13 protein-coding genes are annotated in these 14,044 nt (G+C 68.7%); 10 read left to right on the forward strand and 3 right to left on the reverse strand.

What is annotated here, in order from left to right:
* Positions 1–219 precede the first annotated feature (219 nt).
* Entirely contained in the window at positions 220–843 is a 624-nt protein-coding gene (locus IE267_RS33825) for an HAD family hydrolase (RefSeq protein WP_308428870.1), read from the reverse strand.
* 167 nt (positions 844–1,010) lie between these two features.
* Between IE267_RS33825 and IE267_RS33830 the strand changes: the two genes are divergently transcribed.
* From IE267_RS33830 to IE267_RS33875, 10 genes are all read left to right on the forward strand, one after another.
* Positions 1,011–2,237: a helix-turn-helix domain-containing protein gene (locus tag IE267_RS33830; RefSeq protein ID WP_189765774.1), complete on the forward strand. Its 1,227-nt coding sequence runs from the start codon at positions 1,011–1,013 to the stop codon at positions 2,235–2,237.
* A gap of 571 nt (positions 2,238–2,808) precedes the next feature.
* Positions 2,809–3,318 (forward strand): hypothetical protein, encoded by a 510-nt coding sequence (locus IE267_RS33835; RefSeq protein ID WP_189765775.1) that lies wholly within the window; start codon positions 2,809–2,811, stop codon positions 3,316–3,318.
* A 303-nt stretch (positions 3,319–3,621) separates the two neighbouring features.
* Positions 3,622–4,218, forward strand: a complete 597-nt coding sequence (locus IE267_RS33840; RefSeq protein WP_189765776.1) for a class I SAM-dependent methyltransferase — start codon at positions 3,622–3,624, stop codon at positions 4,216–4,218.
* A gap of 523 nt (positions 4,219–4,741) precedes the next feature.
* Entirely contained in the window at positions 4,742–5,311 is a 570-nt protein-coding gene (locus IE267_RS33845) for a class I SAM-dependent methyltransferase (protein ID WP_189765777.1), read from the forward strand.
* Positions 5,312–5,682: 371 nt separating this feature from the next.
* The gene (locus IE267_RS33850; RefSeq protein ID WP_189765778.1) at positions 5,683–6,588 is read left to right on the forward strand and encodes a hypothetical protein; all 906 of its coding nucleotides are present in this window, start codon (positions 5,683–5,685) and stop codon (positions 6,586–6,588) included.
* Between the two features lie 88 nt (positions 6,589–6,676).
* The gene (locus IE267_RS33855) at positions 6,677–7,246 is read left to right on the forward strand and encodes a hypothetical protein (protein ID WP_189765779.1); all 570 of its coding nucleotides are present in this window, start codon (positions 6,677–6,679) and stop codon (positions 7,244–7,246) included.
* Positions 7,243–8,790, forward strand: coding sequence for a DNA glycosylase family protein (locus tag IE267_RS39870; protein ID WP_229861563.1), 1,548 nt, complete (start codon positions 7,243–7,245; stop codon positions 8,788–8,790). Before IE267_RS33855 ends, IE267_RS39870 begins: the two co-directional genes overlap by 4 nt.
* On the forward strand, positions 8,771–10,249 hold the full coding sequence (locus IE267_RS33865; RefSeq protein WP_189765780.1) for a B12-binding domain-containing radical SAM protein: 1,479 nt from the start codon (positions 8,771–8,773) through the stop codon (positions 10,247–10,249). The genes IE267_RS39870 and IE267_RS33865 overlap by 20 nt, the downstream gene beginning before the upstream one ends.
* Positions 10,246–10,881: a dTMP kinase gene (tmk, locus tag IE267_RS33870; protein WP_189765781.1), complete on the forward strand. Its 636-nt coding sequence runs from the start codon at positions 10,246–10,248 to the stop codon at positions 10,879–10,881. The genes IE267_RS33865 and tmk overlap by 4 nt, the downstream gene beginning before the upstream one ends.
* Positions 10,882–10,894: 13 nt before the next feature.
* On the forward strand, positions 10,895–11,362 hold the full coding sequence (locus IE267_RS33875) for an NUDIX domain-containing protein (RefSeq protein WP_189765782.1): 468 nt from the start codon (positions 10,895–10,897) through the stop codon (positions 11,360–11,362).
* A 215-nt stretch (positions 11,363–11,577) separates the two neighbouring features.
* Here IE267_RS33875 and IE267_RS33880 read toward each other — a convergent pair whose 3' ends face one another.
* Both IE267_RS33880 and IE267_RS33885 read right to left on the reverse strand, forming a co-directional pair.
* Positions 11,578–12,498, reverse strand: coding sequence for a hypothetical protein (locus IE267_RS33880; protein ID WP_189765783.1), 921 nt, complete (start codon positions 12,496–12,498; stop codon positions 11,578–11,580).
* A gap of 44 nt (positions 12,499–12,542) precedes the next feature.
* Positions 12,543–13,631: a helix-turn-helix domain-containing protein gene (locus IE267_RS33885; protein WP_189765784.1), complete on the reverse strand. Its 1,089-nt coding sequence runs from the start codon at positions 13,629–13,631 to the stop codon at positions 12,543–12,545.
* Positions 13,632–14,044: the final 413 nt, after the last annotated feature.

Raw genomic sequence — 14,044 nt, forward strand, 5'->3', positions numbered from 1 at the left:
AGGAGACCGCACGGCCCGGCCGTGCTCGGCGTGGGACAGCAGCTGGCCCAGCTCCGGTTCGCGCTCGGCCAGCACGCCGGCGCCGATGAGGACGAGCACCAGGAACAGGCCGTCATCGAACGCGACCGGACCCGACCATTAACAACAAGCTAAGTAAGGCGCCGTGCTGCGAGATCGTGCGCCGCGTAGCTCAGGAGGGCTAGGCGCTACCCGATCCGTTCAAACCGCTGCCCGGATCAGCAGGGCGTCAAGCTGCGCCGCCGTTGCCTCCGGGTCGTCGGTGTGGTGGATGGTGTGGATCCCTAGGGCTTCAGCTGGGGGCAGATTTTGGGCGTGGTCGTCTACGAAGACGCACTCCGGTCCGGAGAGACCGAGGGCATCCAGTGCGCGCTGGTAGATGGCCGGAGACGGCTTCCGCACCTTTTCGATCTCCGAAAGGATCAACGCGTCGAACGCGTCCTCCCACATTCCCAGTTCCGCATACGGGTTGAACGGCTCCAGACCGAAACTGTTCGAGAGCAGAGCCACCTTCACGCCTGCCTCACGGGCCCGCTGGGCCGCCGCCACTATGGCCGGCTCAGGTCGCAGGTTCGCCAGGGCACGGCGCATCAGGTCGGTGGGGTCGACACCTAGGATGTTGCCGATGACCTGGTTCCACTCTGTCTGGGTCGCGCGGCCTACTTCCAGATCCGCATAGATCCGCACGCCTTCGGGGTGCTCATCGAGGGCATGAAAGTAAGCGCCGGGTGCGAGCCCCTCGGACCGTTCGAACGCTTGGCCGTTCAGCCGCATGCGTGTGGTGAGAACTCCACCGAAGTCGAGGATCAGACCGCGATACGTCAACGTAGCTCCAAGCGTGATGGCCCGTATAGGAGGGCGGTCTCCCGCCGGGTGGCGGGAGACCGTTGAGTGCCCTCCCGAAGGAGAGAGCTCCAGTATTGCGCCTCGATGCGACGGTCGGGCATACGCTCTTCGGGAGCGCCCTATCCCGCTTCGAGAGAGGTCAACACGTGCCAAACGACAAGGAGTTCACCACCGGACAGAGAATCAAATACTTCCGTGAGCACCGCGGGCTCTCGCAGAAGGCCTTCGCCGAGCTGGTTGGCCGCAAGGAGAACTGGGCCTACAAGATCGAGCACGACCAGCTCGTTGTCGACAGTCTCTCCCTACTCATCGAGATCGCGCGCGTCCTTGGTATCAAGAACCTCGCGGACCTCACGGGGGGCTTCTTGTCGGGGTTGGCGATCGGCCGGGACAACGAGCACCCGCACGTGCCCGAGATCCGTCGGATGCTGTCGCTGCCCACATCACTCCTTCCTAGCAGCACCGGCGAGGTCAGTGTCGAGGCGGTGACCGAGGCTGTCCAAGATGCCTGGACGACGTATGAGACACAGGCGAAGGACCGATACGAGGTCGTCGGTTCATCACTGCCCCAACTCCTGCGCATGGGGCACGCCGCTTTACGCGATGCGCACGCAACGGAAGGGGAGCCGAGCGCGCTTCGAGAGTTGATCAGTCTCTATGGGCTCCACCAGATCTGGCTTCGGCGCGTGGGTGAACCGACTCTCGCCCGGATCGCGGCCGATCGTGGGCTCGCTCTCGCGGAGAGCGCTGGCGACCCCGCTCTTCTTGCTGCGGCAGCGTGGAACCTCTCCTGCGTCCTGACAACAGCCGGCGACGTTGAGGACAGCGTCGAATTGGCGCGTCAGACGATCTCCTTGTGCCGGCCGGGGGACAACGCGTCCAAGGAACACCTATCGGCGTACGGGGCACTGCACTTGCAGGCTGCCGTGGCGGCGGTCCGCGCGAACCAGAGGACTGTGGCGTGGGACCTCTTCCACAGCGCGGAGCGCGTGGCCGAGCAGCTCGGGGCGGACCACAACCACTGGCACGCCTGCTTCGGGCCGACGAACGTGGCCATGCACGGGGTGCATCTCACCGCCGAAGAGGGCGACACGGTTGAAGCCCTGCGTCTCGCGGACACCGTCAACGTTCCTGAAGGCATGCCGCTGGAGCGACACTCCCGCTACTTGATCGAGCTGATGAACTGCAACCGGATTCAGAAGGACGACTACGCCACGGTCTACATGCTCACTCGGCTGACGAAGCAGTCCCCCGAGGAGGTGACCTTCTCGCCCCTGGTACGAAGCGCTGTCACTGACCTCCTGAAGCGTGAGCGGCCTACCTTCCGTGATGATCTGCGGAAGGTCGCCGCGCACATTGGTGTGGCCGCATAGTGATCACCGGAACCCTTACTGTGAGGCAACCCTGATTCCGAGGAAGGGTTCAGACGTCTAAGTCCCCCTAAATTTCCGTGACATGACGACACGTCACGATAAAAGTGCGGGCAGCGCGTTACCCGGGTGGAGGGTCCAGAGGACCGACGGCGAAGCCGTCCACCTGACTCAGGCCGGTCGCATCGCGCTGCCCCTCGCGGTGTTCGAGGGCGCTCAGCATCGTTCGGACGTGCCTCTCATATTGCCCGTCTCGGAGGCAGAGTTCCTCTACGCCGAGCTTGGCCGCCTCCTGTACCCGGCGTGTGGCGAGGGGTCGGCATCATGACCCTCCCGCGTCACATGGCGGGCGACCGCATACGGCGTCTCGCTCTCGTCGACGCCGCCTCCACCGCGGCCGCCGCTTCCGTGGTGCTGCCGTGCCAGTTGCCGACCCGGGCCGTCCGGCGTGCGGCACTACTCAGTTCGCTCATCAGCGGACGGGCATCGAGCGGTTTGCAGCCGACGCCCACTCAGGGCAGTCCTGCGCAGCGTGTCCTCGAACTCCCGTCGCTCTCCTACGGAGACACCCCCCATGTCACCGATCTCGGCACGACCCTCCACGCCCGATACGTCTTGGATGGACGTCGAAAACGCCTCCAGCCGGCGCTACGGATCTCGCGGTCCCCGGATCTCGCTGGATTCCGGCATGCGCCTGCGACGGCTGCGTGAAGCGCTCAACGAGCCAGCGTTCACGTTCCACTCGAAAGTGCGTCCTCGACGGGTCATCACCTACGTGCAGACCACACCCGGCGTCGACCCGAAGCCCTTGCAGGACCTGTTGCGCGCCGAGGCCGTCCGCCGGGGCTGGGAGGTCCGGGCCTGGCAGGAGCTCGTCGACCGGCACGGTCCGCAGGCCCCGCAGGCGTCGGAGCAGTGGAGGAAGGCCCGGAAGCTGATGCATGAGGGCTTCGCGGACGGCGTGCTGGTCCTGGACCGCAGCCACATCAGTCCTGATGACGCCGAATATGAGGTCGAGTTGTGGTTCGTGCACCAGCGGCAGTGCTTCACCGCGCTCGTCAATCCCGAATCGGCCGCCTCGTGAGGGGCCACGTCCGCCACATGGACAAGCGGGGGTGGGGGTGGCGCCAGTGGCTGGTGCAGATCCTGATCGTCATCGCCGTCGGGGCCGGCATGACCCCGATCATCCTGACCGCCCGCTGAGGAGCACCGTGAAACCCAGTCAGCTCCCACGCCGCGAGCCGGGCCTTGCAGACATGCTTCCCGAGCTGCCCGAGCCGGGCGGCCCCAACCTGTTCGGGGTGCCGTCGGGTGAGTGCATGGAGCGGCGTTTCAACCCCGACCGGCTGGCTCGGTTCATCGCTACACGCACAGGAGACGATGCGGCATGAAGCGCCTGAGCGTACGGCGCAGAGACGCCGCCCACTGGGACCGCGCCTTCAAACACGGCGTCGAGTATCTGCCCGTCGACGAGGACGAGCTGGCCCTCTTCGGGGTCCATGTGAAGGCAGAGCCCGGTATGCGGGCGGTGGACCTTGGATGCGGGACCGGGCCGTGGACACGGGAACTCGCGAAGCTGGGTCTGGAGGTCACCGGCTACGACTTCTCCCGCGTCGCGATCAAGAAGGCGGCCGCCCTCTCCCGTGACAAGGAGTGGCCCCGCTACAGAGTGTGGGATGTCACCGGAGACGCCATCCCCCTTCACCTGGCGCCACGTAGCTTTGACATCGTGTCGATGCGTCACAGTGCCGCCTTCTTCGGGGACTTGCAGCGGCTGCTCGGTGACGCCCGGTGCTGGCTCGCTCCCGAGGGTGTCGTCCACATCGTGACCCCGCTGGTCGAGAAGCTTCCCTCCAGGCTTGCCCACCGAGGGCTGACCGAGGGCGACGTGAAAGCCATCTGCGAGGGCTGGCGAAGCTCCGAGCGGTACAACGTCACGACGGACGGCTCGGTGATCGCGGTGATCCTGCAACACCCCCGGTAAGAGAATTCCGCCTGCCGTCCGGTCGCCGGGGCCCGACGCTCGTGACTAGGCCCGAGCGGCAGGCGGTGAACAACCCCCGGTGCGATCGGCTGCTCACCCCAATTCGTCGATCCAATGGGTCTCCCACCGAGCAGCACCGAGCAGTGTTCCTGCCGGGTCTTCCCACGCAGCCCGCCTGCGGGCTCACCCCCTGCGCGTCGTGGGCGGGCTGTGCATCCTTCGACGATCGGACCACCATGACCTCCGCTCTCGTGTCCGCGGCCGCGATGAACACGGCCATGCCTGCCCCGCCCCAGCACGTACCGCTGGCCCAGCGGGCACGTAGACAGGCCGACGGCCAGCACGCGGTGGCCCTGCTCCGCGTCATCGAGCGGGAACCATCTACCCAACCGGATATTTCCGCCTTCCAATCGACTCTCTGACTCTCTGACTCTCACCAGAGGGCTTCACCGCCCGGCTCCGAGGAGCAAAGCAGCGCCCCGTGGAGCCTCTCGGGGCCGGGCTGTTCAGACATGGAGGAACCGTGGACGCGACGTCCGAGTCCGAGGCAGCCGCATGGGACGGCTATGCGGCCGGTGAACGCAACCAGATCTGGGTGCTCATTTCGTGCGGGCCGGGAACGGCCTTCCTGGACCTGGGGTTCGGGTCCTGCGCGAACCTCGCCGCGATCGCCGACAGGGGCGGCCGCGCGGTCGGTCTGGACGTGTCCGAGCATCAGGTGACGGTGGCGCGCGCCGCGCACGGCGACCGCCTGGAGCTTCATCACGGCACCGCCGACCGGTTCCTCTCCGGGCGCCGCGAGCAGTACGACGCCATCGTGTCCGTGTTCGACGCGGTCTGGTTCACCGAACCTGCGCTGCTCCGCCCGGTGATCTGGTCCGCGCTCAGGCCCGGCGGGATGCTGGTCTTCTCGCACCGGCCGCCCGAGGCCGGCGAGCATGGCCCGACCCCGCACAGCGACGTCCTGCCGGTGTACCGCTGTCGTACTCGGCCGCCGAGTGGCAGAACTGGCTCGACGCGACCGGCTTCACCGAGGTCGAGGCGTGGACCGTGCGGCCGCCACCCACCAAGGAAGATCTCGCCGGCACGGTGATCGTGCGCGGCTGGCGCCCTTCCTGAACACCGCTCCAAACGGCCCGGCTTGCCCCGGGCCCGTCACCGCAGGCACGCCTGCCCGAAGCTCCCTGTCGGCGGGGACGGTCCTTCGGCCAGCCGGCGTGCGGTGGCGGCCGCGCCTGGCGCTCCAGCCGGGACCGGGCGCGGCACCCCAGAGCGGGGCCGGCACCCGTGAAGCCGGTCCCTTGGCCACACGACAGGCACGCCAGAGACCTCCTTCGGCTCCGGGCCCCTGTAGTGCGGTCGCCGCGACCCCCGAGTGAAGCAGCGGGCGCGGCGCCCGGCTCTACCGGTACCGCGGGCCAGCAGGGCCGGGCATCCACCCTTCGCACCCAAGGAGCACCACGAGTGGCTGAGGATCGTGTCGTCCTGGTCGTCGCGGCCAATGACGATCTCGGCGTGGACCGTGTCGAGCGCCTCCTGCGGCTCCAAGCCCCCGACGGGGGCTACCAGGTGCTGCGCGTCGACCCGAAAGACATCGGCGACCTCACGTCGCTCACCGCGCACATCCAGGACGGCGAGGTCGGCTTCGAGCTGGCCGTCCAGGGCCAGAGGGCCGACTCGGACCGGATCCACTCGGTGCTGTGGCGGCCGCAAATGCCGGCGCCAGAGGGCCAGGTCCAGCTCGAAGCGCTCCTGCGTACGTGCGAGGGCCTTCTGTGGATCGGTGGCCCCGAGGGCCAGTTCCGGACGGCATCCCCAGCAGTGCAGCTTGTCGCCGCCGCGAGAGCGGGTCTGGTGACACCGCATGTGGCCCTCGGGATCCACCCGCATGTCCTCGCACGGTTCGAGCCCAGCTTCAGGAGCGGCGTGCGCTTCGTGAAATGGGGCGAGCCGCTGCGGCCTGTGCCGGGTGGCAGCCTGGACGAGACGCTCGCCCTGGAGCATGCGCTCGTGTGCGTGGAGCACAGGCCTTTCGACTACCGGGTGCGCCTGGTAGACGTCGACGGCCATCTCTTCGCCGCGAAGGTCGCGACGCCTTTCTCCATCTTCTCGATGACGGACGAGGAGAAGCTGGCGCCCATGGAGGCCATCGCCGTGATCCCTGAGGAGGTTCAGACCGCGGCCCATCTCTTCGCGGCGCAGTTCGGCCTGCCCTACGTGGTGCTCGACCTGGGGGTCACCGCGGACGGACTGTGGTGGTTCCAAGAGGCTGACGCGGCAGGCGATTTCTGGAAGCTGGAGCTGGACACTGGCCAGCCAGTCAGCCGGTTCCTGGCTGCTCTGCTCGCCGAGCGCCGGGCTGCGTCGTGATGTCCGCCACGCGACCCGGCGAGCACGCTCACCCCGATCCGGACGGAGACGATGCGCGTTGAACGGTTTAATGCTCCCCGCGGTCGCCGTGGCACTCCTGGATCAGGGGAGTGACCCGCTGGACCTCCCCCACCCCGCCGCGTCGTCCCAAAGCGACTGGATACGGCCCCTGGCCGAGCAGCTGTACACCCTTGTCTCGAACACCACTGGCTCCGTCGCCTTCATCGGAGACGGCCACACTTATCTGCTGGCCGGCGAGCCCGAGACCGTCAACGACGGCATCGCGGCGTACGTCCGGCTGCCTGGCACCGGCCGGGCCACGCCTCATGCCCTCGCGACCACGATGGCCGTCCTTGTCCTGAGCGGGGGCCTCGACCTGGCGGTGTACCGGCGTCAGCAGGACATCGACGACGGGACCCCGCACTACGTGCGTACGTACGGCCCTTGCAGCGTCTTCGCCTGCCATCAAGGAACACTGTGCCTCCTGCAGAGCGCGCCGAATGGGATTCAGGTGGTCGTCACGCGCGGCCGGCCGCCACTCGCCGGTCGGCGGGCACCGCTGCCACTCTGTGAAGTGCAGGAGACGGCCCGGCGTGCGCACACCGAAATCGTCAAGGTGCTGCACTCGCTCACCCAGGCTCCGGTCGGTGGCGCATGAACACGGGGAACTGGCTCGACGACTGGCCCTCGTTCATGAACACCGCCGACCTGACGGCCTTCCATCAGACCAGCAGCGCGCTGCTGGAACAACTCGCCGCCGATCGGACGCTGTTGGCCCGGCTCGTCGACGAGATCGAGCATGACCCGGACCGCCAGGCGGGTTGCCGCATCACCCTCCTGCTCAACCGGCTCTGCCTCTACCGGGCCCCGGAGTGCGGCTTCGAGATCCGGGTGAACATGAACCCGCGACGCGCCAATCAAGTCGTCCCCCACGACCACTCCTACTACCTCGCCAGCCGGGTCCTGCGCGGCGGATACCTGCACGCCGTACGGCGGCGAACCGACGGCTGGGAGGGCGACTTCATCAGCGCCGATCTGCTTCCTGCCGTCGTATCGATCGAATCACCCGGCTCCACCTATGCCCTGGGCCACGCCATGGTGCACCAGGCGGTCATGCTGCCCGGGACGATCGCGCTGTTCGTGCGCAGCCCCCGCTGGAAGCCCGCCTCGCATGCGGCCGCCGACCTGATGCCCGCCGCCTCCTCCTGGCACGAGTACCGCGCCATGCGCCGGGAGCTCAGGGCCCGAGGAGTGATCCGGGTGATGCCCGGCTGGCCGGCCGGTGTGCGCGACACGGTCACCGCCCGCCTGCTCACACGGCACCATGGGCGCACCATCCGCACCACCGGCGAGGAGCACACCGTGAGCACCATTCTGACGCTCGATCACCCGGCCTGGCAGTATTCCGACACCAATGTCCCGGTCCGGGCCGTGCGCAGCGGCAGCGGCCTGTGGGCCCTTGCGTGGACGGCTGACGGGCTGGACGCTCGTTGCGTCGAAGGCGGTGAGGACGCCAAGCCCCGCGTGCTGGCCACCGATGCGCACGACCTGCCGGACCGGGTGCCGGACGCCGTCGCTGGCGAGCTGCGGCGGCTCGGGCAGACATACCGGCTGGCCAACCCGTGCCTGTGGGACGCGGTGACCACCGCGATCCTGCGCCAGGTCGTCCGCGCCGACCAGGCCCGCAAGGTGTACCGGCGTTGGTGCAGCACGCACGGAACTCCCGTCGCCGCACCGCAGGGCTCCCTCCTGTCGGTGGCCCCCGCCCCCGGCCAGGTCCTGGATCTGAGCGACACCGCGTTCGAGATGGTCGGCGCGAAATTCCACCGCCCCAAGCTCCGCGCGGCCGCCGCCGCCTACCTGGAGCACTACCAGTCCTGGACGTCGATGTCGCCCGCCGATCTCGTAGCGGCACTCATCGCTGTCCCGGGGATCGGCCCGTGGACGGCCGCGGCCGCGGCCGCGGATTTCACCGGCGACTTCAGCGTCTACCCGCACAACGACCTCGCCGTCCGCACCTGGGCGGCCCGGATCGCCCCCGACCACCCCTGGCCGGGCGGCGACGAGGAGTTCGGCCGGCACTGGCTGGAGCTTGCCGGACCCACGCCGCACCACCTGCACACGCTGACCCTGACCACACTCACCTGGGGGGCTCATGCCCGCGTCACAGAGCACACAGAGCATGGAGTTGCCGCGAACTGACCTCATCGCCGGCGCTGACCCGAACCGGCCGCTGGACGCCGTCTTCGTGAACGCGCCCCTGCGCGACTACCGTCTGCGGCCCAGGGTCAACGACTACACGCTGCCTGTCCTGGGCCTGGGCTACATCGCCACCTTCGCCAAATCAAAAGGATTCAACACCGGCGTCCTCGATGCCGAAGCCCACGGGCTCGGCCTCGAACAGACCGCGGCCCTCATCAACGCGGCGCGGCCACGGTGGGCGGGCTTCAACCTGCTGGCCCCCACCTACGCCATATCGGCGCGCATCGCCTCGCTCCTGGACCCCACCGTCCTGGTCATGGCAGGCGGACACCACGCCAAGGCCGCCCCGAAGATGGTGCTGCGTGACGACCGGTTCCGCAGCCTGGCCGCCCTCATCCTCGGTGAGGGCGAGACCCGGGTCGCCGCCCTCCTGGACGACGTCGGCCGCCGCGCCGAGATGCCCAAGGTTATGTGGTGCGACCGGCTGCTCAACACCACCGCCTGCGGCATCCCCGACCCGAAAAAAACCGCCCGCTGGCTGGCCCCCGACATCAACGAACTCCCCTTCGTCGACCGGTCATTCCTGCCCCAGGACCCCTACCGGGCCGACGACGGCCGCCTGGAGGCCAACCTCGTCTGCTCGCGCGGCTGCCCGTACGAGTGCGGGTTCTGCGGCGCCGCGGCGAGCATGAACACCGACGTCACCATCCGCACCCGCCACCCGCTGAACATCCTGGCCGAGATGGACGCCCTGCACGACGCGTACGGCGTCACCGCGTTCCGTGCCGTCGACGACCTGTTCCTCGGCCTGCGGCGCGTCATCCACCCCGCCATGGACGTCTTTACCCAGGCCCGGGTCGGCGAGCGGTACGTGTGGGACGCCACCGGCCGCATCAACGTCCTGGCCCGCGAGGACGACACCATGCTCGCAACCCTCGCCCGCAACGGGCTGCGCGAAGTCGCCCTCGGCATCGAATCCGGCTCGGACCGGATCCTCAAGGCGATGGACAAACGGATCACCGCCGACATGACCCTCACGGTCACCAACCGCCTGCTGGCCCACGGGATCAACGTGAAGGGCTATTTCATCCTCGGATATCCCGGAGAGAGCCGCAGCGACATCGCCGCGACGATCCGCCACATCCACGACCTGTGGAACCTCTCCGACCAGATGCCGGGGACCTTCCGCGCCAGCGTCTTCACCTTCCGCCCGTACCCGGGCTCGCCCATCTGGGACAACCTCGTCAGCCAGGGCTACGACCCGCAGCAGATGCAGTCCTACAGCGACGTCGACCTCACCTCCCAGGGCGCCGACGAGGCGATGCGCGGCCGCGACGAGTACCAGTTCACCACCGGCCTCCAGTTCGGCGAGGTTCCGCTGCCCGAACTCGACCAGCACCTGGTCGACCTGATGCGCGAGCAGTACCAGCGCAGCCACACCCCGGAGGCCGCAGCATGACCGCGGGCCTGTTCATCACCGTGGACGGCCCCGGCGGCACCGGCAAATCCACCACCATCCAGCAGACAGCACCGCTGCTCACCGCCGCCGGCCACATCGTGCACACCACCACGCAGCCCTCCCCCAACCAGCTTGGAACCACCGTGCGTGCGATGGCCAACGAGATGCAGGGCCGCTCCCTCGCGCTGGCCGTCGCCGCCGACCGCTTCCACCAGCTCGACACCGAAATACAGCCGCACCTCCACGTCGGCCACACCGTCCTTCTGGACCGCTACCTGCCCTCCACTCTGGTCCTGCAACGCCTCGACGGGCTGAGCGTCGACTACCTGCTGACCATCAACCAGCACCTGGCCGTCCCCGACCTTGCGGTCATCCTCCTCGCCGACCCCAACACGATCCTGGCCCGGCTGGAGAAACGCGGAACCAAGCACCGCTTCGAGCTCGACCCCAAGAGCACCCTTCGCGAGCTGGAGCTCTACCAGGAAGCCATCCCACTCCTGGCCCATCTCGGCTACCCCACCGTGACTATCGACACCACGCACCTCACCCCTGCGGGCGTCGCCCAGGCAATCACCCGCGTCACACCCGCCCCGGGCGATACCGTCAACACGACCGCTCCTTCGTCGAGTTAGAGAATCCGAGACCATGAGCGACAGCACTTCCACCGCCACCGCGCCGATCACGGACGTCCACGTCATCGTCCGCAACGGACAGGAACTTCTCCTCTCGCAGCGCGGCGGCCCCTACGGATACGGCCAGTGGCACCTGCCCTCCGGCAAGCTCGAACATCAACAGAACGAGACTCCCGCTGAGGCGGCCTCGCGCGAGCTCCGCGAAGAGACCGGCCTCGATGCCGACCCCGAGACCATGACTCTCCGGCACACCGTCATCCACCACCAGGGCGACGGCACACCGGACCGTCTGGGGTTCTTCTTCGAGACCACCAAATACGCCGGCGACGTGGTTAACCGGGAACCCGACAAGTGCCTAGCGCTGCGCTGGTTCGCCGAACACGACCTGCCCGACAACCTGATCCCCTACCCCGCCGTCGGCCTGAACGGCAGCCTCACACAGCCCGGAGGCCTCTCCTACCACGGCTGGCCCAAGCACTGAGCCCCCGCCTCTGGACCTCGGTCGATCGGTTCTGGTGCGAGGCGTGGGTCTGGCACCAGATCCGTCTGCCCGTTACAACGGGCAGTTGGTTACTGCGCCCTGGTTTGCCGGGGTGTTGGTGCCGGCGCCGCCGTCGACCTTTCCTTTTGCGGTGTTGCTGGCGCGGGTCTCCCCGAGGATGCCGCCGTATGTGATGAAGCCGGGCTCGCCTCCGGTCACGTTGATCCTGTCGTCTCCGGGGGGCCGTACACGCGGCCTTCGTCACCGACACTGCCGGTCCCGGACACCCGTTCCTGTGCGCTCTCTACCGGCCGCTCCATCTCCCATCCGGTGCGGGTGGTGTGGCGGTCCCCCTCCTGCTTCGCCGCTCGGGTCTCCACCGCCTGGCAGGCGAGTTGGGCGAACTGGTCCTCGCGGGCACGGAGCCACGCGTGGACGGGGGCTGCGGCCGGCTGGGTGAGCACCCCGGCGATGTCCCACAGCAGGCGATGGCCGACCTCAACGGCCCGGGCCAGTTCGGGAGTCTCGTGGTCGTCGGCGGCCTGGATGATCTGGTGGCAGCCGATGAAGCGCAGCATCTCCCGCAGACCGGCCTCGTCCCGGACGATCCGCACGTGCGCCTGTGCCCGCGCGTCCAGGCACCCGGGCACATGCTCGGCGAGCGCCGGGATGAGCAGCATCAGGGGCACCCCGACATCGGCCGGCAGTCCCTTGGCCATCGCGGCGCCCACCCAGACCAAAGAGAGAAAGGCGGCGAGCGCGGTGGTGCTGGTGACCCAGAACCGGTAGCGCGCGTCGAAGTAGATCCGCAGAGGCGGACGCCGAGTGAGCCAACGGCCGGCCAGCCGAGCGGTATGGGACGGCCTCGGTGGCAGCACGGCGATCCGCAGCGGTGCCACGGGGACGTCCTCGGACAGCGGGGTCGGCCAGCGCAGCCATCCCCACTCGGTGCGCTCGTCGATTCGGGTGAGCTCCTGCCCGCGGTGGGCTTCCCGGCGGTAGCCAGGGCCTCCGTCGAGGGCCGCGGCCGCAAGCCGGGCCCAGGTCCGCTGGAGTGCACGGTGCCAGCACCCCGGGTCAGTGATGAAGGGGCGCAGCCCCGGCTCCGGCAGGGGGTGGCGGGGTTCGATGGTCATGATCTCCTCGGTCCGCTCGAAAGGGGCGTGCGTGTGATGGAGGTTCAGGTGACGCTCGGCAACGCCGGATCCCCCAGGGGTGCGGCGGCGAGGGTGCAGGGGGTGCAGCGGCCGTCACTGTCGGGGTGGGCGCGGCGCGGGGTGGGCCCGGTGCAGGTGGTGCACGGCGGCCAGTCGAGGCAGGCCGGGCAGAGATCTTCTCCCGGTGCCGGGCCGGGGTTGCCGCAGGCGGCGCATTCGACGAGCACCCGGCGGGCGACGGCCTCAGCCGGGGATCGGCCGGCGGCCTGCGCCCCTGTCCGCTCGCAGACGGTGAGCCCGGCGGAGTGGGGCGTCGGGGCGCTCTGGGCGGCGCGGAGCCGGGCGGCGATGATCGCGGCAACCGACGTACGGACCGGGTGGGGCAGCGGGCGGCCGGCGATGAGATGCTCGAGCTGCTCGGCGCTCCAGCCGTTCTCCAGAAGAGCGGTGGCGATCTGCCCCTGGTCGCGGAGCACCGATCCGGTCAGCAGCAGGTTCGGGGATCGCATACCGATGGCGAGCAGCAGCCGGACGCCCGCGGTGGCCTCGATCCGCTCCGGCGCCTCGGGCGCCCCCGTGAGGGCCGGGGTGTCGTCGTTTTCGCGCGTGGGCGCGGAACGGACGGACGGATGGACGGGGTTGGTGTTCTCCTTGTTGGTCTTCTTTCTCTTGGTGTTCTTTGGTGCCGGATCAGCCAGAACAGGGTTATCCCACGCTGGATTTCCCGTCATGGGCTGCGACCTGCGCGTTTGCGGCACCAGGACGGTGGAGGCCGCATCCCCCAGCAGGTCATACAAGTGCGCGGGCATGTCGGTGATGGCATAGACGGTTTCGCCGAGCGTCCCGTCCCCGTTCCGCTCACGGCCGCGGGTCAAGTAGCCGTACCGCTCCAGCTCCTTGAGGCCGCTGTTGACCGCGTCCCGTCCGTCGGTGGCACACCTGGCGAGCTCAGCCACGGTGACCCGCCAGCCGTCCCGGTGAGTAGTCAGCAGCCCGAACAGACCCTTGGCCTTGAAGCTGACCCGCGGGTCACGGAAGAGGGCGTTGGAGATCTGCGTGAAGCGGTCCCCCGCCATCACACCACGCCGGATCCCCGCCCCGTAGCCGCTCATCGTGAGCCTCCCGCCAACGGGACGTCAGGCCGGCGAATACCGGAGCCCGTAGTCGGTGAGGCGGTGATCTCCGCGATCAGCGGCGAGGCGTCGTGCGCATGTTCCATGCCGTGAGTCCACCCACGACCTCCGACCAGAACGCCGACCGGATGCCCCCACCAAGCGTCACGATCCGATGACGTTCCACACCGCGCACCATGGAGGGACCGGTGGAGGGACCCTCCACCAGGGGCGCACCAGGGCAGCGGCCCGGCGGCGGTCCTGGTCGAGGTCGTCCGCTTCACCACGATGGACATCGCCCCTCGATAGCCACACGGGCATGGCGGACCTGGCCGGCGGCGGCTGGGAGACCGAGCCATCACCGGAGACGGCGAAGTGGGACATACGGCGGGCGCACCGTGTGGCGGGATCAT

The sequence above is a fragment of the Streptomyces xanthochromogenes genome (genome assembly GCF_014650455.1).
Classification (GTDB): Bacteria; Actinomycetota; Actinomycetes; order Streptomycetales; family Streptomycetaceae; genus Streptomyces; species Streptomyces xanthochromogenes.

Excerpts from the sequence above, each read along its gene's own strand:
- IE267_RS33835 (WP_189765775.1), top strand. The coding sequence starts at position 2,809 with ATGTCACCGATCTCGGCACGACCCTCCACGCCCGATACGTCTTGGATG.
- IE267_RS33840 (WP_189765776.1), top strand. The coding sequence starts at position 3,622 with ATGAAGCGCCTGAGCGTACGGCGCAGAGACGCCGCCCACTGGGACCGC.
- IE267_RS39870 (WP_229861563.1), top strand. The coding sequence starts at position 7,243 with ATGAACACGGGGAACTGGCTCGACGACTGGCCCTCGTTCATGAACACC.
- IE267_RS33865 (WP_189765780.1), top strand. The coding sequence starts at position 8,771 with ATGGAGTTGCCGCGAACTGACCTCATCGCCGGCGCTGACCCGAACCGG.
- tmk (WP_189765781.1), top strand. The coding sequence starts at position 10,246 with ATGACCGCGGGCCTGTTCATCACCGTGGACGGCCCCGGCGGCACCGGC.
- IE267_RS33875 (WP_189765782.1), top strand. The coding sequence starts at position 10,895 with ATGAGCGACAGCACTTCCACCGCCACCGCGCCGATCACGGACGTCCAC.
- IE267_RS33880 (WP_189765783.1), bottom strand. The coding sequence starts at position 12,498 with ATGACCATCGAACCCCGCCACCCCCTGCCGGAGCCGGGGCTGCGCCCC.
- IE267_RS33885 (WP_189765784.1), bottom strand. The coding sequence starts at position 13,631 with ATGAGCGGCTACGGGGCGGGGATCCGGCGTGGTGTGATGGCGGGGGAC.